At 51.1% G+C, this 21,382-nt stretch carries 17 protein-coding genes and 7 pseudogenes; 12 read left to right on the forward strand and 12 right to left on the reverse strand.

Translation table 11 applies throughout. The features are described 5' to 3' along the window. Positions 1-92: 92 nt before the first annotated feature. Positions 93-1,124, reverse strand: a pseudogene (locus AB4Y96_RS16315) (IS110 family transposase). 273 nt (positions 1,125-1,397) lie between these two features. Between AB4Y96_RS16315 and AB4Y96_RS16320 the strand changes: the two are divergent. Beyond that, complete coding sequence (locus AB4Y96_RS16320) at positions 1,398-2,045, forward strand: transcriptional regulator (RefSeq protein ID WP_441918491.1); 648 nt, start codon at positions 1,398-1,400, stop codon at positions 2,043-2,045. A gap of 130 nt (positions 2,046-2,175) precedes the next feature. Here AB4Y96_RS16320 and AB4Y96_RS16325 read toward each other — a convergent pair. The 3 genes and pseudogenes from AB4Y96_RS16325 to AB4Y96_RS16335 form a co-directional block, all read right to left on the reverse strand. Then, positions 2,176-3,122, reverse strand: a protein-coding gene (locus tag AB4Y96_RS16325) for an IS630 family transposase (protein ID WP_441918492.1) whose coding sequence is annotated in 2 segments (ribosomal slippage) — positions 2,176-2,783 and positions 2,783-3,122 — 948 coding nt in all. Because the reading frame shifts where the segments join, the coding sequence is not laid out codon by codon here. 218 nt (positions 3,123-3,340) lie between these two features. After that, positions 3,341-3,493: pseudogene (locus tag AB4Y96_RS16330) on the reverse strand (ISKra4 family transposase); the annotation flags it as partial. A 114-nt stretch (positions 3,494-3,607) separates the two neighbouring features. Continuing rightward, positions 3,608-3,763 (reverse strand): hypothetical protein, encoded by a 156-nt coding sequence (locus AB4Y96_RS16335; protein ID WP_441918493.1) that lies wholly within the window; start codon positions 3,761-3,763, stop codon positions 3,608-3,610. Positions 3,764-4,810: 1,047 nt separating this feature from the next. Between AB4Y96_RS16335 and AB4Y96_RS16340 the strand changes: the two are divergent. After that, positions 4,811-4,873: pseudogene (locus AB4Y96_RS16340) on the forward strand (hypothetical protein); the annotation flags it as partial. A gap of 31 nt (positions 4,874-4,904) precedes the next feature. Next, a complete protein-coding gene (locus AB4Y96_RS16345) occupies positions 4,905-5,057 on the forward strand; it encodes a hypothetical protein (RefSeq protein ID WP_441918494.1) in 153 nt (50 codons plus the stop codon). A gap of 411 nt (positions 5,058-5,468) precedes the next feature. Here the strand turns inward: AB4Y96_RS16345 and AB4Y96_RS16350 are convergent, their stop codons facing one another. Continuing rightward, positions 5,469-5,999, reverse strand: a complete 531-nt coding sequence (locus AB4Y96_RS16350; protein WP_441918495.1) for a L,D-transpeptidase — start codon at positions 5,997-5,999, stop codon at positions 5,469-5,471. 954 nt (positions 6,000-6,953) lie between these two features. Here AB4Y96_RS16350 and AB4Y96_RS16355 point away from each other — a divergent pair. The 4 genes and pseudogenes from AB4Y96_RS16355 to AB4Y96_RS16370 all read left to right on the forward strand — a co-directional run bounded on the left by AB4Y96_RS16355 (position 6,954) and on the right by AB4Y96_RS16370 (position 8,505). Next, positions 6,954-7,328 carry a hypothetical protein gene (locus AB4Y96_RS16355; RefSeq protein ID WP_441918496.1) on the forward strand — a complete coding sequence of 125 codons (375 nt, stop codon included), beginning with the start codon at positions 6,954-6,956 and terminating at the stop codon, positions 7,326-7,328. An 18-nt stretch (positions 7,329-7,346) separates the two neighbouring features. Beyond that, a pseudogene (locus AB4Y96_RS16360) lies at positions 7,347-7,532 on the forward strand (hypothetical protein); the annotation flags it as partial. A gap of 76 nt (positions 7,533-7,608) precedes the next feature. After that, positions 7,609-7,917, forward strand: a complete 309-nt coding sequence (locus tag AB4Y96_RS16365) for a hypothetical protein (protein WP_441918497.1) — start codon at positions 7,609-7,611, stop codon at positions 7,915-7,917. A gap of 36 nt (positions 7,918-7,953) precedes the next feature. Continuing rightward, on the forward strand, positions 7,954-8,505 hold the full coding sequence (locus tag AB4Y96_RS16370; protein WP_441918498.1) for an SLOG family protein: 552 nt from the start codon (positions 7,954-7,956) through the stop codon (positions 8,503-8,505). Between the two features lie 694 nt (positions 8,506-9,199). On the opposite strand, the gene AB4Y96_RS16375 is transcribed toward AB4Y96_RS16370, so the two are convergent. Both AB4Y96_RS16375 and AB4Y96_RS16380 read right to left on the reverse strand, forming a co-directional pair. Next, positions 9,200-9,463 (reverse strand): putative hemolysin, encoded by a 264-nt coding sequence (locus AB4Y96_RS16375; RefSeq protein ID WP_441918499.1) that lies wholly within the window; start codon positions 9,461-9,463, stop codon positions 9,200-9,202. Positions 9,464-9,699: 236 nt separating this feature from the next. Then, positions 9,700-14,142, reverse strand: a complete 4,443-nt coding sequence (locus AB4Y96_RS16380; RefSeq protein ID WP_441918500.1) for an autotransporter outer membrane beta-barrel domain-containing protein — start codon at positions 14,140-14,142, stop codon at positions 9,700-9,702. A gap of 541 nt (positions 14,143-14,683) precedes the next feature. Between AB4Y96_RS16380 and AB4Y96_RS16385 the strand changes: the two genes are divergently transcribed. Next, the gene (locus tag AB4Y96_RS16385; protein WP_441918501.1) at positions 14,684-15,277 is read left to right on the forward strand and encodes a helix-turn-helix transcriptional regulator; all 594 of its coding nucleotides are present in this window, start codon (positions 14,684-14,686) and stop codon (positions 15,275-15,277) included. A 441-nt stretch (positions 15,278-15,718) separates the two neighbouring features. After that, a complete protein-coding gene (locus AB4Y96_RS16390) occupies positions 15,719-16,081 on the forward strand; it encodes a hypothetical protein (RefSeq protein ID WP_441918502.1) in 363 nt (120 codons plus the stop codon). Between the two features lie 146 nt (positions 16,082-16,227). Here the strand turns inward: AB4Y96_RS16390 and AB4Y96_RS16395 are convergent. The 5 genes and pseudogenes from AB4Y96_RS16395 to AB4Y96_RS16415 form a co-directional block, all read right to left on the reverse strand. After that, a pseudogene (locus tag AB4Y96_RS16395) lies at positions 16,228-16,432 on the reverse strand (IS66 family transposase); the annotation flags it as partial. Between the two features lie 146 nt (positions 16,433-16,578). Next, on the reverse strand, positions 16,579-18,102 hold the full coding sequence (locus AB4Y96_RS16400) for an undecaprenyl-phosphate glucose phosphotransferase (RefSeq protein WP_441918503.1): 1,524 nt from the start codon (positions 18,100-18,102) through the stop codon (positions 16,579-16,581). 469 nt (positions 18,103-18,571) lie between these two features. Beyond that, positions 18,572-19,101, reverse strand: a pseudogene (locus AB4Y96_RS16405) (integrase core domain-containing protein); the annotation flags it as partial. A 117-nt stretch (positions 19,102-19,218) separates the two neighbouring features. After that, on the reverse strand, positions 19,219-19,455 hold the full coding sequence (locus AB4Y96_RS16410; protein WP_441918504.1) for a hypothetical protein: 237 nt from the start codon (positions 19,453-19,455) through the stop codon (positions 19,219-19,221). 113 nt (positions 19,456-19,568) lie between these two features. Further along, entirely contained in the window at positions 19,569-19,937 is a 369-nt protein-coding gene (locus AB4Y96_RS16415; protein ID WP_441918505.1) for a hypothetical protein, read from the reverse strand. A 364-nt stretch (positions 19,938-20,301) separates the two neighbouring features. Here AB4Y96_RS16415 and AB4Y96_RS16420 point away from each other — a divergent pair, with 364 nt between their 5' ends. From AB4Y96_RS16420 to AB4Y96_RS16430, 3 genes and pseudogenes are all read left to right on the forward strand, one after another. Then, positions 20,302-20,760 (forward strand): IS5 family transposase, encoded by a 459-nt coding sequence (locus AB4Y96_RS16420; protein WP_441918506.1) that lies wholly within the window; start codon positions 20,302-20,304, stop codon positions 20,758-20,760. Continuing rightward, positions 20,735-21,085 (forward strand): IS5 family transposase, encoded by a 351-nt coding sequence (locus AB4Y96_RS16425; protein ID WP_441918511.1) that lies wholly within the window; start codon positions 20,735-20,737, stop codon positions 21,083-21,085. The genes AB4Y96_RS16420 and AB4Y96_RS16425 overlap by 26 nt, the downstream gene beginning before the upstream one ends. 112 nt (positions 21,086-21,197) lie before the next feature. Beyond that, positions 21,198-21,356 (forward strand): annotated as a pseudogene (locus AB4Y96_RS16430) (IS701 family transposase); the annotation flags it as partial. Positions 21,357-21,382 lie beyond the last annotated feature (26 nt).

A 21,382-nucleotide genomic window follows, 5' to 3' on the forward strand; every position in this document is an offset into this window, starting at 1 on the left:
ATCCAGATCTGTTCGATCATTTTGCCCATATGGGTCGTCGACGTTCTCACACCTCCATAACCGGCGCTAAACCGCCTCGCGCTGCACCTCTGTCATGCAGCCGCAGCCTGCGCCGGATTCTGATAATCCTCCATTTTCGTCACCATAGCCCATATCGCGCGGGCCATCTTGTTTGCCAGCGCAATGGCCACAAGCATTCTCGGCTTCCTGGTCAACATCCGAGATAACCATGACCTCTCGGATATCGTCTTTCGCCCCAACCAATTCAAAGGAGACATTGCGCCCATGATCAAGAGCTTCCTGATGTTGGCTTGCCCGGCCTTCGATACCCGCCCAAGCCGCTCTTTTCCTCCCGACGAATGCTGCCGCGGAACCAACCCCAACCATGCGGCGAAGTCTCGCCACGTCGAAAGCTCTCCATTGGTGGTGCGAAGGCCTCAACAGCCAACGCACTCATTGGTCCGATGCCCGGCATGGTTTGCAAGCGACGCGCTGTGTCGGTCTGTGTTGCCAGAGCGCCGATCTGTTTGGTTTTTGTCTCTATTCGTTGCGTCTTCTCAGAGACTTGCAGCAGAAGATCACGGCATTCCTCACGAACCAGTTCGGGCAAATCGCTGTTCCCATCTTCGACGACCGCTTCAACCCGTGTCAGATGGCCGATACCTGCCGGGGTCGGGTAGCCGAATTCATAAAGGGCCGATCGTAGCGCATTCACCAGCTCTGTGCGCTGACGGACAAGCCGCTCTCTTGCACGGAAAACAAGCGCCTGGGCTTGCTGCTCCTCCGCCTTCGGAGTGATGAAGCGCATCTCGGATCGCTGCGCGGCTATTACAATCGCTTCGGCATCCGCAGCATCGTTTTTTTGACGCTTCACGAACGGGCGCACATACTGCGGTGCGATCAGTTTTACTTCATGGCCATGTTTGGCCATTTCCCGTGCCCAATAATGCGCGCTGCCGCAGGCCTCCATCACCACTGTCGCTGCCGGATATTCCGCCATGAACTTGCGAAAGCCGTAGCCGAGATAGCTTTTTGCGGAATTTAAGCTCTCCGGTCATGGAGGCTCCGTGCACCTTGAAAACACTCTTCGCCAGATCGATCCCGATCATTGTTTGTGTTGTCATTCCTGCCGTCCTTCCCATCCATTGGATTAAACGCCACAATCATCAAACAAGAATTGTCGCGTGGGTAGAGCGGCAACCACTCCATCTATTCAAGCATCGTGGAATAGGATGTGCCGACTCTGCATGAAAAATTTTCTTTAAGTGGCTACAAGTCATCGATGCTCTCAGAAAATGTTGGGTGTGGACCGAGAGCACGGCAGTTGTTATCAGCACGTCTTGTTGCCATGTCGAAGACCTCGCTAACACATCACTATACACCCAAGGTTTCCTAAAGTGAAAAAAGTCCAACGTAATTTTACCGTCGAATACAGATCTGATCGGCGAAAACTTAGTTCCAGATCAAACTCGATTTGGGGAGACGTGGATCTGAAATCCGTTGCGCGAGAAGTGCAGGGCGAGGCAATGCCGCCTATTTCTGTAGGCTCTGAGGTTAACCGCAGCGAGATGCGTTTGGTGGGAGAAGATCAGCCGGTATTGTTGACACTGCCGATTGAGCAGGAGACAACTGCACCAGATTTAGAGGAGATCATTATGGCCGACGGCAACGAAACGACTACTAATACTGACACGCCACTCCCAGTGGTACCCGCTGTACTGAAGAAGGAGCGCAAAGCTCGCGCCAAAAAGGTCGTGCCTGAAACGGTTTCGGCGCAACCGGCATCGGCCGCAAACGTCACAGCTGGAAAGCAGAAAAGAGGACGTAAACCGAAATCTGTTGAAGGCGCGACAAGTACCAGGCGTATACCGGTCAAACGTGCGCCGAAGATAATGAAACTAGCGACTGCTTCTTCAACTGCGGCAGTAGATGAAATCTCGGATATTCTGAAACTGGAAGAGGAAAACCAAAGACTGCGCAAGCTTTTGGCCGAGAAGCTTCGTGCTGAAAATGCCGATCTTCGAAAGCGACTAAACCTCGATTGACCGGCAGCAGCAGGCATAAAGCGGGCCGCGTTCCGGAACTTGTCGAGTGGACACTTTGGCTGCGAGCAGTCCTGCCGCCAACGCGTTCCTCCTATGAATGCAAATAGACGCGCATTAGAGCGTTTTCCGATCAGTCTGGTTCATATCCGCAGGAGCTGAAGTAGTTTGCACATTCTTGGGGTTGAAAGATGTGGATGAGCTTGCCGATCAAGTCCCAGAGACCACTGACGGTCCGTTCTCCGATTTTTCGCAGCATGGCCTTAAGTTTTGAGAAGGCCTTTTCGATCGGATTGAAGTCTGGGCTGTAGGGCGGCAAGAAGCGCAGTGTCGCGCCCGCTGTTTCGATCCGTTCGCGCACCGAAGCCCGCTTGTGGCTGGATAGATTATCCATGATGACGACATCGCCAGGGCGCAATTCAGGCACGAGTACCTGGGTGACATAGGCCTCGAACCAGTCGCCGTTGATGGGGCCATCGAGCACCATTGGGGCGACCATGCCACTCATGCGAAGACCGGCTACAAGCGTGGTCGTCTTGCGGTGAGCGTGAGGGAAGCCCATGCGCAATCGCTCACCCTTGGCGCAGCGACCGTGGCTGCGGGTCATGTTGGTGGCTGTCCACGTTTCATCGATGAACACAAGGCGTTCCGGTTCCAGATCGATCTGGCCGTCAAACCAGTCCCGGCGCTGCTTCAGCACATCGGGACGGTCCTGTTCGATAGCATGGCCAGTCTTTTTTTACGCGTCATCCCCCGGCGCGCGAAGAAGCGGTGAAGTCCGGCAACTGAGACCTGCAAACCGATTGCCAGCAGCGCCAGCCGTAACTCATCAAGCGAGATGTCCTTGCGTGCTTCCCAGATGGCGAGGATCTCCTCCCCACGCTCCTCGACCCGGCGTGATCGCATGTCCCCGCCCTGTGGCTTGGGAGAAACGTTACCCGTTTGCCGGCGCCGTGCCTGCCAGCGGATTGCCGTCGATGGCGCAACACCAAACCGAGCGGCGGCGGCCCGGCAGCTCATTCCATCATCAACCGCTGCCAGAAGCCGCGAACGCAAATCCATCGTTAGTGGTTGACCCATCCATACCGGCCTCTTTCACCAGCATGAACTCTCAATCACAAATGAACTCCGATGGGAATCCCGCTCGATTCATGACGGTCGAAAATTGCTCTAATAACTCTCTTGAGCAAAGCTCAAGAGTTTCGAATGTGCTAGTCACCTTTTTCGGCCATCACGGTAACAGTCTTTCGATAACGAATAGCAACGGAGCGTATCGTTGGCCAATTTGCTCTAATGTGCTGCTGGAGCTTGGCCAACAGCGCCTTGCCTTCCGACAGGGGTAGACCAAGATCCTCTGCGCCCTTGGTCTTTTTGTTGAGATCCGCTTCCTGATTCATGGCAATCAGTTCGCCGTTGTCGTCAATGATTTCCATGATTAATCGCATACGCATGCCTTGCTCTGCTTCTCATGAGTTTTCCGGCCGATTTGACCGAGAAGCATATTGAAGTTGATGAGTTAGCAATCAGGAACCCCATTTGCTTCATGCTCACGTAGACAAGATCATTCACAACTGCTGATGCATGAGCATCAAGTGATCACCTTGTCGAAGACAGCCATTCACTGACTTGCATTCGAATGGAATGCCCAGCATGGAAAACCCGCCATTCAAACGATCTACCGGAGCTTTGATATCCTCAACCTGTTGTTTGTCTTTCAGCATTTCGAAGTTACCTTGGAAAACCGGCTCAGTCCCGCATGAAAATCAACACCAATGTTCCATCTGCAGTTGATCATTACGGATACCTCTCCTGCGAGGCCGAATGTCGATTGAACATAGTCTCCTGTTTGTAACTGCAAGCACGCCTCCGTTTCCTTGACCACGCGTGCTGCATGCTGCGCAGAGGCGGGAAGTGAGATGCCCGTAAAAGAACGAGCAGATGTAAGGCGTCCTATCATATTTCTGCCCCTTTCCTGATGAATGTCGAAACCTTGGGGTCCTCGTTGCCAATATCTGTTTTGCCGGTAACAGTGTGTTGAACCGGGCGAGAGATTTTACCATGACACGATGCCCCAACTCCCATATTGCCCATATCGACAAGCCTGACGGTCCTGTTGTCGATGCGCAGGATTTTCTGACTGCTTCGAAGGAGAGAAGAAGCCTTACGGGTAAACAGCTGGTCGCCTGGTGCCCGGTCTGCAAGAGACGGCTTGCCCTAGCCAACCGTCACAGTCATCGTACCTTGAGGCTGCATTTCCGGCATGATCCACGTTTTGACATTAAGAGTAATGATCGTTGAAGCAGCATTTTTGATAGATCATGCCTGCGCCTCTCAGCCGCAAAAGAAAGGTATCCGCCGGGCGAACCGCAAGCAGTATGGTGGAGTAATTATCCCTGACGTCGCTATATCGATCGTCGAGATATTACCCTGAGCAAAGGCCATAATTCCGGATGTAAGCAGGGGACTCGAATCTGCCACTGAAGAGCCATTCGCTATTACGTCTATTTCCGCTATCACATTGATCGTGCCAGTCGTTCCGATGCTCGCTCCATTGAGCAAAACTCCAGCACCCGATTGAGCCTAAATACCGAATAGACTACCAGTCACAGTATTTTTCGCATGGACGAGGGAGTCGGCAAAAGAACTTGCGCCAATTCCGACCGACTGCGGCCCTGAGGCTTGAACTACACCGCTTGCTATCACTGACGTGTTTCCGGTTCCACCGCTTTGCGCAATAATCCCGCCATTGACGCCAGTCACACGGGGTCATTTTCACGACCGCTCCCATACGCAAGGAAACCGAAATTACGGGGCCAATTACGCTGCGGCTATGGGTGGCGGTCGTCGACTGCCGATGCCGATTTGTTCGCAACTCTTCGAGCTTTGGGCCCCGACGGGCAGGAAGTGATCTTCGTTGGCGCCAACGATCTGGCTGTACCGATTACGCACGGTGCCGCTGAGCCGCTCACGCTCGGCGAGCCGGTTGCGCTGGATGTAGAAGCTTTGGCCCACTAGCATCTTATTTCCCATCAGCTACCGGCTCGTATTACTGATTACCGGATGTGATTTTCAACATGCGAGCGGAGCAGGGCCGTTTTTGCATAACGATCCGGATGATCGGAACCCTGCTCTGCTTTCTGGACAGACCACGATTCTGACTGGCGGCAATCATGACGGACATCTAGTTATTCCAATCATTCCTGCAGTGTGATGCGCGTGTCGGGTAAATGCGAGACAAATTCAGAATGAAAGCAAAGCAAGATGGAATCTTGGACATAGAAAATATGGCAACAGCGCCGTGGAGATATCTTCAGGCAAAGCTCAGTTGGCCCAAAAATACCATCCATTTGCCTTTGAGGGCGTTCAGGGTCCGCCTTGCAACCCACTGGTATTCTTAATCTTTAATGTGTGCAGATTGCAGCACAACTATCGCACCACGACGTTTGCTCCATTCTGGACCCGATCGAAAAGATCAATGATGTCTTCGTTGAGCATTCGGATGCAGCCTGACGAGGCAGTTGTGCCGATGGTCCATGGTTCGGAAGTGCCGTGAATACGATAGAGCGTGTCCCGTCCATTCTTGTAAAGATACAATGCCCGAGCGCCGAGCGGGTTATGGGTTCCGGGTTCGATTCGCTTGGGTATACCGGGAGACTTTTGCCGCATGTCATCTGTCGGGTACCAGGCCGGCCACATTGCCTTGCGTTCAATGACTGCCTGGCCCRACCAAGCATAGCCGCTTGCGCCGACCGCTATTCCATAGCGGCGTGCCGTACCATCAGTCTGGTAGAAATACAGAACCCGTTCATTGGTATCGACGATGATCGTGCCCTGCGCTGCTTCAAAAGGCGGCTTGACGATTGCCGGCCAGAACCGACGATCGAATTTGGAGCGATTGACGATCAACACTTCATATGCTTCCCCGGTATAGGCGGATTTTCTCTGTTCAAGATCCACTCGAGATATCACCCCGTCCCTCCCGGTGGTGCATCCAGCCAGAAAGGCGATAGAGATCAGCAGAGAACCACACCAACGTACTGTCATCGCCGTGCGCCCGATCATTTGGTGAGGGAGGGCTTGCCAGCGCGGTCAAGCGCAACGGCAAACCTCTTCGGGGAGACCTGAAAATCAACCAGCTGATCACTGGTATTTGCTTTCGCGCGAATCCTCAGAGCGGTGTCCTTGCGCAAAGGAAATAAATTTGGAATGGCTTGAAATACCGGTTCCATGCATATCGGAAACCACCGGTCGGGAGATACACAAATCCTATTCAATTATTCTCTCATTCATACGAGCTGCCAGCGCTATCTACGCTATTCAGTTACTGAATCATTGTTTTACTGGCTACCGCCATTTGGCATGGGTAGGCTATTGATTTTGATTTAGGAATTGCCAGTGCTTAATTAGTCGTCATTTGGCACATCGAAGCTTCATACGCTGACTATGGGTAGTCTGCTTTTTGAGAATGTGAATATTAATGTCCCTGTTCCTAACGACTCATAACCTTGGCTCTTGTAGGGCTTATTGTAGTGTGTTGGTTTATCGCCATGCCCATATCGATGTTGTGAATGCTACTACGTTTATTACAGCTTCGGGCACTCGACGATATACGAGGGGAGGGAAACCGAAACCGGCCAGTATCATGAGCGAAGCGACATTTATTTAGCAAACATTAACACATGGAGGAGGGGCGATTGCCGCGTTTAGTGCAGGATGGTACCTCTGTTTCAAATCGAAACTAGCCATAATAGGCGCTCACCTCATTCAATTATCAAGGCGGAGACCGTGTCTTGAGATAACGGCCATTACAAACTCTAGTCATGAAAAGACATTTCTACACGGCAACGTGATTTGCACCTCTAGTGACTAGAGATGGCATTTTTTTCCGTGTGAAATACTGGAGACTATCTGATGTCCAACGTTATCGGGAAAGGCAAACCATATCGGCGACGGATTTGGTTTCTCATGGCAGTAGCCATCCTCATCTGGTCATTGCTGGTAGTCGTGCTTCATGGTTTGGCCAATGAATTCATTACCTGGAGCATCACAAATAGCGGTGTGCTGGCCGATACAGGAAAAGGTCTGGTAGGCAAGGATATCGGCTCGGCTGTGGACGCACTAAATCTGAAAGGCCTTTCGTTGTCACAGCTGTATTTTATCCAGTCGATACTGGAACCTGCTTCCGTCTTGCTCTGGGCCGTCGGCGTGGTTGCGATAATTGCAGCCCCATCGCTGGGAGCCAGAATCATAAAGATGTTTTCAACGCGGTCCCAAACAGATGTCTGATGCTTGCTATGCCTGTTCTTGATGCAGAGACTGGTAATAGAGCTCGGAATTTACGTTCCCTTCTCGCCGCTCGGCACTCTGGTTGGATTACAGCCTTTGCCCTGGAGCTACTTCCCATGGCTGGTGGCCACGCTGTTCAGCTACTGCGTCGTCGCCCAGACCATGAAGACGGTCTACATCCGCCGCTTCGGCCAGTGGTTCTAAGCTCCAACCGGCGGGCGGCGGAAGCCGCCCACTATCTCCCATTTCCACGGATAATTGCTGTCAGAGGAGATCTGATATGGTCGCACATGTTTTCGTCTTTCAGTTCCAGTCGGGAACATCACCCCAAGGCCCATGGGGCGGTCTACCCAAACGCCAATCCCGTCGCGTATTCCGTCACCCCGAACCACGCCGTTCCTGGCTAAGGGATCAGTTGTTGCGCTGGGTCTGCTGGCTTCTGGCGGTCACGGGGCAGGGGCTGTTCTGGCTTGCCGCGCGGCTTTATCGCCGGGGTTTCCTGAGCCGCAAGCACAGTTGGCGGCTGATCCAATGGTCATCATCCTGCAACCATGCAGCCATCCGTATTTTGCGCCGCGCGCGCTGGTAGCTGGCTTTCAATACACAACAGGCAAGGAGCACAATCATGCGCCTTTTAATTTCAGGTGGCCGGCATTTCGATGACGCTGCCTCCATTTTGAGTGAACTCAACCGCATCCATGCGGAATATCCGGTCACGGTTCTCATTCATGGCGGCCTGCCCGCACTTGGCTCGACCGCTGAAGACTGGGCGCGGCAGAACGATGTTCATATTGTTCGTTATCCCGCCAACTGGTCTTTGCTTGGCAAACAGGCTGATGCAAACCGCAACCGCTTTATGCTGGAAGACAGCCGGCCGGATGCCCTGTTGGCTTTTCCCGGCGGAAGGCACGTTCAGGAACTCGTACAACAGGCGCGCGCGAACAACATTCCTGTCGTCACTGCGCGGGTCACCGGGCGCTCGTCACAGGGTGAGGCCAGATCCATTCCTGCGGATTATTGCGCCGATAGTCCGGAGGGCGACATGTTATGCCAAACGGTCTGTTTTGCCATAGCGGTCGGCGCTTCCTCTGCTCTGCCTGATCGGATCAGGGCGGGAAACAACAACTCTCAATCCCACTACCAAATGGTGATAGTGGGGCATTCAAGTCCATGTTAATTCGAGCATACAAACTATAAAGCAGGGATGAGTTGATAAGTATGACATTTGTATCAAGCGAGGAACGGTTGGATTCACCACGTGTCGCTGATGGCCCGCAAGGGCGAAGTTTATATGAAAGCCGCGCATCAAGCTTGATATTGTATCCTCTGGCCGTTGGTGGAGTCGCATTCTGGATTGTATTCATTTTACAGCTTACGACTTAACTGTGCTTTATGAGTAGATCCTCGCTATGATCGACCTGCCGCTAGTGTGCCATCTCACTGTGGTTGCTTGCCATATACACTTTCAGATACGATGCGGGAGTACAAAGCTATAAGTGTTGTACGATCTATTGCCGAGCCATCGTCCCGTATCGGGCCGCCGGTTGTCTCGGATGCGCTTCGATTACCCTTCGATGAGTAACCCAAAACGCGAAAGCCGGCGGCTATTTTTTTTGTTTGCCTTTCTATTCTTGCATGCGTGTTCTTCTCGAACGGCACTTGGGAATGCAGTACGAAGGATCGGTTGCGAAGCTAATGCAAATGCGTCAAATTTACATAAAAAATGAGCTTGGCAGTCATTCAGCAATACCGATGACGAGAGCAATGGACGGCTCGCACTAGCTCTTAAAAGAGTGGGCTATCGCTGATGGATTTAGTGGATCACAGAAGCCGTAAAGCTCCTAAAAACTCGAACGATTAATCAACACGACCTATTTATGATTCTGCCTGAAGAGTTTCCATTCATCAATACGTCGTCCGTTTGGAAGTATACAATCATTCGATGAGCCGTCCTTAGTAAAGACTGCTAAAAGTGTTCCACCCAATGATTGACAGTATACTGACGCGGGATTTGCCAATCCAACGGATCGCGGTTGAATATCTTCTTCATTCGCAGTACAGGCAGACAGCGCAAACACGGTAAATGCGATAGCGGACACTACTTTATTGGTCATATTCTTTAATTTCCAAATCATCAGGATTGGGTTTCAGTTTGGGGCTTGCACTACCCGTTTGATAGATCTCCTTCCGTCGCCAAATGGAGTGATATCAGGTTGATTTTGGCGAGCTCTGTCCCGGCCCGGAGTTTGTTATGATCGAACAGATTCGAGACGAAACCGGCCCCTTCAAAGGGGCCGGACAGCGCTAGTCTGGAGATCGCCTTATCTACATTTGAACTAAGGCAAAACAAGCAGAATGAAATACGGCGCCTCTACCACTTCACCCTGAAGCCAGCGGTACCCTTGAGCGCATAGCTGTCGGCAAAGTTCTGCAGGCTGGTGTTGATGGAAGCCTCGCCATAGACCGAATACTTGTCATCCGCCCAGTTGTACGAGCCGCCGATGCCAACCCCGCCCGTCAGCCGGTCCTCCCGGCTGGTAAACTTCGTTCCCGATACGTCAACTTTGCTGCCGTCGAGGAACTCGTAATAGACATTGGCGATCCCGTAGACATTGCTGCGCATTGTCAGCCCGTTATCACCCTTCCAGCTGCTCTGCCGCTCAAACGCCACGCCCAGTCGCCCTTTCAGGCTATCACCGCGGTCCAGCGACACACGAGCACCGAAAGGATCGGTAAAGCTGTCAAAATCAACCGCTGAATATACAAGTTGCGTCTGTGGCGTGACCGTCCAGGTCTCGTTAAGCTCGATCCGCTTGCCCGTCTCCAGCGACAGCGCATAGCCAACGCCATTATTGCCGCTCGCTATGCTGCGCCCGGTGAGGTTCGACGACAGATCGCTGTCATACCAGCTTATCTGCGCCTGACCATCAAGATAGAAGCCGTTGGCCCCATACCAGGTCAGCGTCCCGCCAAAGCCATAGCCGTCCGTAGCGATATCGCCATTGCCATAGGAGGAAGAGATATCCGCCCACGCATGACCGTAATGGGCGGTGATCCCGCCGATCAATTTGCCGGCATCGCTCTCATAGAATTGGCCATCAAGGCCCGCCTGCATCTTGAACGTGTCGATGTCATAATCCGTCGAGCTGGTCGAAACCCGCGGATCCGTTCGGCTATGGGTTCCCTCAATACGGCCCCAGATGCCGTTCTGTTCGACCACCGTGCCCTGACCGGCATAGTAGCTTGCCTGATCACCGGTTACCGCACAGCGGAAGTTCTGCGCCGGGTCCTTGCAATAGACTGTCGGAGTCACGGCCGGTTCCCCCAGCCAATAGCGGTTGCCGACACGCTGCTGCAGCGTTGGCAGGCCGTTCAAACTCTGCAGAACCTGCGGATAGGCCTCCACGACTGGAACGTCCGGCTGATAATCCGGTACTGGTGGTACTGGTGGCACCGGTGGCACCGGTGGTACTGGTGGTACTGGTGGTACGGGGTTTTTCAAGGTCGAGCGCAGATACCAGTTGCCATCCGCCGGGTTCGTCACACCGTTCTGCCACAGTGTATAGGCATAGGCACCACCAACAATGGCTTGCCGATTATCTTTTGTAACGTAATCGCCAATGAGATTGAATGCGCCATTCGATAGGCCTCCAACCTCGATGATCTTGATCCCTTCGACAGTTGGAGCGCCTGGTCCAACGGTATTCTTGACCTTTAAAAACGTTGATCCTGAGGTGTCTCCGGCAACAATCAAACGATCTGTGGCGGAAGCATCACCTCCCAAATAGGTATTCAAATTAACGGTGCCATTAATGCCGTCGTATTTGTTAACAGACAACGTTTTGTAGCTGGAAAACAAATTTGGATTACCAGTCGGCGCAACAAAATTAATGAGGCTTGCATTGTTGACCAATTCGCTAACATTGGAATTGCCTGACATGTTCCAAACCGAACTTTTAGCTAATGACAAGTAAGACGAGCTGCCGGTTTCTGTTAAAATACGTCCGTCAAGATTTGACATATCTGCCACAAAAGTCGTCTTGGCTTGTCGGGACACGTTGAGCAATCCATCAGTGCCGAGCAAATTGGCGTCAGTAAGCTTGATCGAATCGGCGCCCCCTTGCGCTTGAATGGCCCAACCATCCACTGCAATCTGTGAACCGCTAATCAGGATATTCCCACTGTCTTTCGCTAATACGCCGGTGCTAGCTGCTCCGGAAAGGCTTATATCCCCGGTAAGATTGAGAGTGCCAAGATTGCTTGCAATGTATCCCGACACTCCTGCCTGGTTGGAAATGACATTTGCAGATGCTGTTAACAAAGTTGATGCATTTGGGTTGCCCATCGGGGCGCCGGTTAGATCATGTTTTTGACCATCGACAATCCCAGCAACAGTATTGGGCGCAAGCAAATTAATCCGTGACCCAACGCCCACGTCTCCCGTTGCTCCACCTTCAATGAGGACACCGGTCGCACCATTGCCGGTCAGATTGAAAATACCTGTGCCAGTCGCGATGTTGGTTCCTAGCCCTGTACCCACAATACCATAGGAATCGGTGCCACTGGCTGTAATAGTGAGACCGGTCGCATTAAGGTCAGCACCATCAGCCAAACGAAAGAGCGTCGAGCGGTCGGTTGCCACATCCATGATCGAAGAGCCGACATTGATCAAAGCATCTGGGCCATAGATAAAGAAGCCAATCTGGTCGCTTCCACTAGCAAAGGTTGGCACTGCAGATGCAGATACGTCGACCGTAGAGACACCTCGCGCGTGAACACCAATCCCACCAATACCGGTCAGATTAATCGCTCCGTCGATAGATGCCGATGCACGCGTTCCCGCGCCTTCTGCCCATACGCCGTAATTGCGTGTACCAGAGGAAGGATCTATTCCACCAGCAACGTTGACTGTGCCGGTGCTAGTCGCGTGAGTGACTTCTGTCGTACTGAGCACTTTAATGCCGGTTCCATTCGTTCCATCAACGTTAATAGTCCCCGAATTGACAACGGTTGCTGATGTGTCGGAGGCTAGCATTGCAACGTTTGCCAACGGTGTTGCTGGTGCAGCACCGTTAATATCTATCGTTCCCTGGTTTACCAACGCTGATCCAGCCAAGGCGCCAACAGCAGACATCGCGACCGCATTTTGCGTTTGCGTGCCTATTACTATATGACCTTGGTTGAGCGCCTGACCGTCTATGAGACGAATACCATACTGTGGTAACGTGTTAGTGGTGTCGTTGGTGTTCTCCGGGTTGTTGACATCATATTGTGCTGCTCTGCCCACGTAGATGGTGCCATTAGTGCTATTGGTAAAGGTGCTGTTGCCCATGACAATTACACCATTTATCGTACCATTTATCGCGTTGTTATTAACTCCAACATTGATAATTCCATTATTGATTGCCCTAGCGCCATCTTGAGTTTGAATGCCGTATTGGTCGGGTTTGTCATTCTGTGTATAGGTCCAACCGGCGACGTTGATGATACCGTTGTTTTTAAAATCTGCACCGTTCCCGGCAACGGTGACTGCGAAAGATTCTACATATTTATCACCATAGTTACCCGCGCCATTGAAAGTATCGTAGTTATTTTCAGCAAAATACCCTCCGGAAATAACGCCATTGTTGATGGCTGAACTCCCTTGCCGAACTACCAAGCTATTGAAATGACCGGAAAGGCCACCACCTGCCTCGATTTCAATATAGCCACCATTAACAGCAGCGACGGTTGCGCCACGTTGATCAATCTGGGCGCCGTTCTTTATGATACCTTTCGAGCCTGCACCATCTGCATATATCGAATAGTTAACATCAGTCACGGGCACTGCGACGTCATCGCCGGCATTAATTGTCGTGCTGAAAACAGCGTTTTGAGAGGTAAATGATAAAGCTCTATTAAAAGCAGCATCGTAATCCGCTTGCGATTTCAACCTTCCGTTCTGCAATGCGATGATAAGAAGATCATTGTATGCTTTCAATTCTGCTGCATTGGACACTGTGTGAGTCTGGCCGTCAAATCCCACAAATGATCCGGCATAACTCGGAATATTCATAGCAATTGCTTGTGATGTCGTCCCGGCGGGTGCAGTAATGGCATCGGCCATCAAAATACGATTGCGCGATCTCCATTCAACGGAACCGCCAGTATTAGCTTCTGTCAATTTGGTCTGTTTAGCAGCCATGTCAATAAGATTGACAGAATCTGACGGAGCCAAAGTGGCGTTGCCGATATTTACAATAAGCTTTCCGGCAGCCGCAGCCGTGCCTAGTCGCGCATCAATATACTGATTATCACCCACATTTTTAGCCGTTTGTACAACAAAATCGCCCCAACTCGTGCTGACCATATTGCTCGAATTGTAGGTGGCAACGGAAATATTTCCACCCGTAACGGGATCAGGAGTTGTCACGCCCTGTGTTTGTGTGCCCAAGAGCAGGCGTTCTCGTCCATTCGCATTAAGATCGAGATCACCGAGGCGGTTAAATTGAAGGCCGCGATCTCCCGATTGAATATTCGTTGCGTTCCCTGTTAGCGTAACGGTGTCACTATTGTTAACGATCGCCGCGCCAGCCTTATCGTCATTGTCAATTGGAGAATAAACAGGAAGTGCGCATGTTCCGTTGGTAGTTACCACTGTCCCACCAGTGGAGCCGTTGGCAGTCTTACATTCCGACGCCTCCGTCGACGACAACGGGAACAGGGTGGCACCGAAAAACAAACTCAAAGCCGTTGATGCAAGAAGTGTTGAATTGCCCTTTTTCCGGCTCTCTCGACCACGTTCTTTGTCTTGTAGAATCTGCGCAATACTCATGTTGATATTCACCTAAATTTAAGATTTCGCGAATGCCACACTCTCTCATAGCCTCGATATCGCGTTTGAGATTCAATGGATGAACCTATCGACGGCGAGCTGCTCAATGGTGGCAAAGAGACCGCGTCTACACAATAAAGAAACACCTGTGCGACCTGATGCCATCTTTGCAGTGCGGTTCACAGATTGCCGCCTTATTTCAGAGTTTGTTGTTACTCTCTACCACCATATGGTAGTATCATTTTGAGCCAAGTTTTGGATATTTCCCTTTGCGATCCCAATACGCATCACTGCCATTTGGCTAGGTAGGTTCATTATCGGCGTTTTTACGTATAAATCTTATGACATTCTGTTCTGCTTGTACGTTTTTACGTGGGTTCTTTTAATCCATTATCTCACGCGCCGCAGCCCAACTTACATTAACCATAAGATTAGGATCATAGGTCTTGCTTGGTATAACGCCATCAGACGGAATGTTTCGTATGTCTAGCATAAAAGTGGTTAGTCATGTATAATAATATGTCAATATTCGAGGCGACCTGTGGAGATTAAAGGAGATATCCATCTCTTAAAATATTTAAAGGTTCCGGCAGCCTTGCTCTCGTGGGACGGGGGTATATTAGACTCTAACTTCCTATTTTCCGAAATGTCAGAGATATTTATTTCACCTCATGCCGAAAAAATCAAACTAGCCAGCAGGTCAACACAAGAGTATTTTCTAAACATACTTGAGAAAAATAGAGATGCTATTCCTACATCTGCAACCTCAATTTGTTACAGCGCGCAAGATCGTCATTTTGTCTTGCATTTAGTGCCCTTCAGTATGCTGGCAAGAGGTGTCGGAACAGAGGCCACAATGTTGTTGTTTGTTATTGAAATAAAAAAAATGTCATTATCCATTACACAAGACATCATTAAAAGTGTGTTCAGCTTAACAAGTTCGGAAGCAAAACTGGCCTCATGTTTGATGAGATTCCTGTCTCTTAGGAAGGCGTCGGAATTCATGGGTATAAAGCATAGCACGGCTCGCGCATATATGATCCAGGTATTTCGCAAGACCGACACTCAAAACCAGTTGGAGCTATATTCATTGTTGAGCAAAATTAGTTATATGGACCGGCAAAGCGATAACTAAGCGATACCAACACCACAACAAGGGCGCGTCAAGTTGACCGATAACATGGCGAACGAGGGAATGCGGCTTGGAGAAAAGGTCGCCATAGAGACGCAGCTGCCAAGTGTCACATTGAGCATTGCTTATTTCTTATTCAGCTTCTGTGTGGCATGTTTGATAATCGTCGGCTTATCGATAGGATATCTCTCGACACTGTCAAATCCCGCATTAAACCGAATCGTGATTGACAACTCTATAATTGTTCCTTTCTTGGCATGCGTGTCGTTGATGACAGTGTTCTGGTTTGCATATTTTCCACTCCGACAGCACTTGGTTGCTTTACGAGTTGTCACCGTTGCGTTGAGCCTGATCCCCTACTCTCCACAGCATTCATTATGATGCTCGATTGGGGATGAAAGACGAGTGTATCTTACAGTCGGTGTATCTAGAAAGTGCGACATCATGAAAATTCTCTTCAGCATAGCCAGCTTCATATCTTTCGTTACAAGTGCTGCTTTGGCTGCTCCATGTGCGCCAGTTGGAACGGGACTGGTTGGTCATTACTATCTAGAAGGCGTTTTAGAGGTAGGATCGGAACTGTTGCTTCGACCTGATGGCAGCTTTGAGTACATGCTGTCATACGGGAATGTGGATCAAGTCGCCAATGGTTGCTGGAGCCAAAATGGGGAAGTCGTTTCGCTGACCTCCTCTGGCACCTTCTTCAAGCCTCAGGCATTTAAGCAACAAGACCTCAAGGTGAATACTGCCAATGGACTTGTGGTTGACATGGGAAATGGCATCGAAGGCATTTATGCAATCCATTGAGCACTATAGGAGAGTACGATGTTGAGTTTCATCATCAATTGGCTCTGACTCATATGTGGAATGGCCCGGTAAGCAAGGTATTTTTCGCATGATCCACCAACTCAGAAAAAGCACATATTTATCATCATTCTATCCTAATCGACTATAGATAATAGCGCATTCTTTCTTGTGATTGTTTGGAGTCGGATTGCTCGCTTAACAATGTTGGTGTCCATGTCGATGTGCCCATCCTCCAAAAAGCGTTCCAGTGCAGTTTGACGGCTAACTGCATAGCGGATTGCATCTGCAACTTTTGATTTGGTGGGGTTTGCGCCTCCACAGGTCAGACAGGCTTGCGACAACAGGAGCAGATCGTTCCTAACGGACAGCCTGTCGAGTGTAAGCGCCAAGCTGACCCCATCTAGCGAGTTCAGGGGCTCAGGTCACTTACAATTCAACAGCATCGCTTTAACGATATAATGCTTTGGCAAACCAGCTCATTAATTCTGGCACAGATCCTAATAAACATTCTTAATCTTGAGCAGACGGACCGGTGTGAGAAACAGAATTTTCAGATCGAACCACAATGACCAGTTCTCAATGTAGTACAGATCAAACTCCGTCCGCATTTTTATCTTGTCTGCCGTATCGATTTCGCCGCGCCAGCCATTGATCTGCGCCCAGCCTGTTACACCGGGTTTAACGCGATGGCGGGCAAAATAGCCGTCCACAACCTCGATGTAGACGAGGTCATGCGTATGAGCCGAGATGGCGTGAGGCCGGGGACCAACAAGCGAAAGCGTTCCCATGAGCGAATTGAAGAATTGCGGTAATTCATCGAGCGATGTCTTGCGGATGAAGCGTCCCACACGTGTCACGCGCGGGTCATTCTTCACCACTGCATTACGCGCCGTCGGATCGCACATTTCCGTATACATGGAGCGGAATTTCCAGACTTCGATGATCTCATTGTTGAAGCCATGCCGCTGCTGCTTGAAAATGACCGAGCCCTTGCTTTCCAGCCGGATGGCAATGGCGGTTGCCAGCATGAACGGGCTGAAAACGACAATGCCGAACAGACTGAAGAATATGTCGAAGGCCCGCTTTGCAACCGAATCCCAATCGTTGATCGGCTTGTCGAACAGGTCGATCATGGCAATCGAGCCAATATAGGAATAGGCGCGCGGGCGGAACTGCAGATGATTGTTATGCGCCGACAGCCGGATATCAACGGGCAGGACCCAAAGCTTCTTCAAAAGCGCCAGAACGCGTTCTTCCGCCGTGATGGGCAAGGAGACGATGAGCATGTCAATATGGGCGATCCGTGCGAACTCAATGAGCTCTGAAATATTTCCAAGCTTGGGATATCCCGCAACGACAGGGGGCGAACGCTTGGCATCGCGGTCGTCAAATACGCCGCAGATACGGATATCGTTATAGGGCTGCTRTTCGATCGACCGGATCAGGTCTTCCGCAGGTTTGCCACCGCCGACGATCACGGCGCGGCGCTCCATCTTGCCGTTGCGCGCCCAGCGGCGAATGAGCCGCGACATGATCACGCGAAACGCGATGAAAAGTACAAGGCCGGAAACAAACCAGGCGCTGAGCCAGACGCGCGAATAATTTTCTGAAATCTTCAGGAAAAATGCCGCCAGTGCCATCACGGCAAATGTGCCCGACCATGCGATCAACAGACGCCCGAACCGGGTGAATGGATTGCGCATGACAGACAGCTGGTAACTGTCCGTCAGCTCCAGTACCAGCACACCAATGATAGCCGTTGCCAGGACGGCAAAGAAATAACTCAATACGGTCTCTGGCGAGAGACCAATATACATGAGAAAGACGGTGATTCCGCTCAAAAGGATGATCAGAAATTCGACGATCCGCATGATTCCGCTGATCATGACAGGCGAATTGCTGTTGCGCGCATACTGCGAGGCTATCTGATAGGCAACGGGGCTGAGCGTGGCATTTTGCGTGGGTAACCAATCTGTAGCGGCAACAGGGCTCGGAACGGCTTCTCTTCTTTTGCTATTCATGTCACTTTCAAAAGTTCAACATAAACTTCGGATACAAAATCGCTGAACTGCTACTGATTAAGAATGTATATAATCAAATTATTCTCACTGATCCGACCTATATTATAGGCATAGAATAGATCGCTTCAATACCACCAAACGGTGGCATGCCAAAAATTAGATAATGGTGGTTCTTTTAATAATCTAAGAGCGAACTTATTTCAGTTCAAACCCTTATACGCACTCATAATTCTTTGATGCTAGTTAGTAGAAGGCCAGTTACGCATCGTCGAAGTTTCGGGCATTTGGTGATAATATTACCGCACCTGCCAAAATGACCCAGACCGAGCGGTCCCAAAACATTTGTATAACTCAAAGCCACTAGGCGCGTATGGGGCATCTCTAGCGAAAATTGATAGGTAAATTTTTAAAGTACCAAAAGTGTACTCGTCCTCTTGGACTGCCCCCGTGAGGCGATCCGAGTTCAACGTTAGTGCAGACTTGGTCTGATTGCCATCACTGATGTTGAGGCTGGCTCATTTTGAGATGGCCAGACGATTGCCTCGGGTGCAGGTGATCTGTAACCCAAAGATGAGTGGGGTCGGATGGTATTGTAGTATCGTCGGCAATTCTCGATGACGATTTGGTTACGCGGACAATCGATCCACTGGATCGATTGCTTTTCCGCTACACCCTTCAGTGTGTAGAAGTTCTCCCCGTTTCAGCTTGTCCCGGAGCTTTGGGTTGAAACTTTCACAATAGCCGTTCGACCTGCAATCGATTCACTGGATCGATTGTTTAACGGTCTCACCCCAACGGGCTGCCCGGCATGATGTAAGCTGTCTGTGCACCGACGGCAGCATTCCAATCCCTCAAGGCCTTTGCGATGAATTCGGGACCATTGTCGGACCGGATGTGTCCAGGAATGCCGTGCAGGATAAACAGATCAGGCAGAACGTCTATGACATCCGTCACCTTCAGCTTTCTGTCGACCCTGATAGCAATGCATTCCCGTGTGAACCCCATCTGCGACGTTCATTGTGACGCATAGCTTCCACGAGAAGTCATTCCCAGCACCGTTATCAAGCCCTGATTGGACTAATGGCCGCTTGTGTTGCCGAAATGGCATTAATAACTTCACCAACTTTTTTGCTTCAAGCGCGGAGGCAGTCCGACAACCAGCGTGATCGACGAAAAATCATCGCCACTAACCGTCGTGCCATTGAATGCGCCGCCACCGACTGATTCCCCGCCGTCCAGCCCCGAAGCGCCAGCGCTTCCCGCAGTTGTCGCACCGCCGGTGCTCGCAAAACTGTCCCAAACATCGTTGCTCGGTGCCTCAGTGCGGTGCTTGTAGCTTCGTGCCCGTTCCATACATGCGCGTGACTCCGTTTCTTGACTACGTCTGCTGCATGGTATCTTCGATACCTGCGCAGAGGCGGGAAGTGAGATACCCGCAAAAGGACAAGCAGATGTAAGGCGTCCTATCATATTTCTGCCCCTTTCCTGATGAATGTCGGAACTTTGGGGTCATCGTTGCGAGTATCTGTTCTGCCGGTAACAGTGTGTTTAACCGGATGAGAGACTTTCACATGACACGATGCCCCAACTCCCATATTGCCCATATCGACAAGCCTGACGGCCCTGTTGTCGATGCACAGGATTTTCTGGCTGCTTCGAAGGAGACAAGAATCCTTACGGGTAAACAGCTGGTCGCTTGGTGCCCGGTCTGCAAGAGACGACTTGCCCTCGCCAACCGCCATAGTCATCGCACTTTGAAGCTGCATTTCCGGCATGATCCACGTTTTGATGTTAAGAGTAGTGATCGTTGAAGCAGCCTTGTTTTGATGGATCATGCCTGCGCCCCCCAGACGCTTCGAAACATCAGAGACTGAATAGCCGCGCTCGGTAATCTGTTTGATTGCATCCGACCACACTCATTCTTGGGTTACAGATCACCTGCACCTGAGGCTGTTGACTGGCCATCTCAAAATGGGCCAGCGCTAACGCCGATGATGGCAATCAGACCAAGTCTGCACTAACATTGAACCTGGATAGCCTCTTGGGGGCCGGAAAGATCCTTCACCAAAGCACGCCGGGCCTAGCAATTCCCGCATCTCGTCAGAGGTTTGGTTCACAGGCTCGTGCAGATTAGGTTTCGTGGACAAAGGTTGACAGAAGGTTTGAGTATTGATTCAACGCTGCCTTTTGGAGGCAGTATTGGGCGAGCGGATCGGTCTTTCAGACGAGGAATGGTTTGTCATCGGCACGCGGCTACCACCTGAGCACGGTCGTGGTTGCCGACCTGCACAGGATAATCGGCTGTATTTTGAAGGCATGATGTGGATTGCCTGGACAGGTTCGCAGTGGCGGCATCTTCCGGACGAATACGGCAAGTGGAACAGCGTTTTCCGCCGATATCGGCGCTGGGTTACAACTGGCGTGTTTGACGCGATGCTCGAGACGCTGGCTGAAATGGTTGAGCGCGATGCCACCGCCGACATGATCGATAGCACCGTGGTCCGGGCACATCACTGTGCTGTCGGCATAAAAAGGGGACTCAGGAAGCCGAGGCTCTCGGTAGATCAAGGGGCGGCTTCAGCACCAAACTCCATGCCCAAGCGATGCCAAAGGCCGCCTGATCGGGTTTATCCTGACGCCAGGCCAGACGCACGATAGCCAGGGCTTCGACCCGCTATTGCGCATGGTCAGCGAAAAGATCGACGCGTTGCCGGCCGACAAAGGCTATGACGCAGATGCCATTCGTGAAGAGCTGTCGAAAGCTGCAATTGAGGCCGTCATCCCAGCTAAGAGCAATCGCCGAAACCCTATCGCGCACGATCGCAAAAAATATCGACTGCGAAATCTCGTTGAGCGCCTATTCAATAAGCTCAAGAACTGGCGATGTGTCGCCACCCGATATGACAAAACCAAGAAATCTTACCTCGGCTTTGTCAGCCTCGTTTCAGTCCTGCACTGGATACCCTTTGTCCACGGTACCTAGCACTACTTTGGCAGATTAATCTTTGGTTAACGATGATCGTCCATTTTAGGCACTTCAACAGGGGTGCGCAGGATGGCGGAGCAGGATGTTGCACTGACGGATTGGCTTCAGCCAGATGAAGGAAGAACTCGGCCTCGATCATTTCGAAGGCCGATCGTGGCAAGGCCTTCATCGACACGCGCTGATGACAATGATTGCATATGCCTTTCTGCAACATCAGCGCCTGCACAAGGCAACGCGGGAAAAAAAGGCAGCGACATGGCCCGCCTAAACCGACACTACCAGCCATTCGGCGCG

The organism is Phyllobacterium sp. TAF24 (assembly GCF_052113785.1).
GTDB lineage: Bacteria > Pseudomonadota > Alphaproteobacteria > Rhizobiales > Rhizobiaceae > Phyllobacterium.

Bases quoted from the DNA above. Each gene is read 5' to 3' on its own strand.
- AB4Y96_RS16335 (WP_441918493.1), bottom strand. From the start codon at position 3,763: ATGCTGAAAGACAAACAACAGGTTGAGGATATCAAAGCTCCGGTAGAT.
- AB4Y96_RS16355 (WP_441918496.1), top strand. From the start codon at position 6,954: ATGTCCAACGTTATCGGGAAAGGCAAACCATATCGGCGACGGATTTGG.
- AB4Y96_RS16365 (WP_441918497.1), top strand. From the start codon at position 7,609: ATGGTCGCACATGTTTTCGTCTTTCAGTTCCAGTCGGGAACATCACCC.
- AB4Y96_RS16370 (WP_441918498.1), top strand. From the start codon at position 7,954: ATGCGCCTTTTAATTTCAGGTGGCCGGCATTTCGATGACGCTGCCTCC.
- AB4Y96_RS16375 (WP_441918499.1), bottom strand. From the start codon at position 9,463: ATGATTTGGAAATTAAAGAATATGACCAATAAAGTAGTGTCCGCTATC.
- AB4Y96_RS16380 (WP_441918500.1), bottom strand. From the start codon at position 14,142: ATGAGTATTGCGCAGATTCTACAAGACAAAGAACGTGGTCGAGAGAGC.
- AB4Y96_RS16390 (WP_441918502.1), top strand. From the start codon at position 15,719: ATGAAAATTCTCTTCAGCATAGCCAGCTTCATATCTTTCGTTACAAGT.
- AB4Y96_RS16410 (WP_441918504.1), bottom strand. From the start codon at position 19,455: ATGGAACGGGCACGAAGCTACAAGCACCGCACTGAGGCACCGAGCAAC.
- AB4Y96_RS16415 (WP_441918505.1), bottom strand. From the start codon at position 19,937: ATGATCCATCAAAACAAGGCTGCTTCAACGATCACTACTCTTAACATC.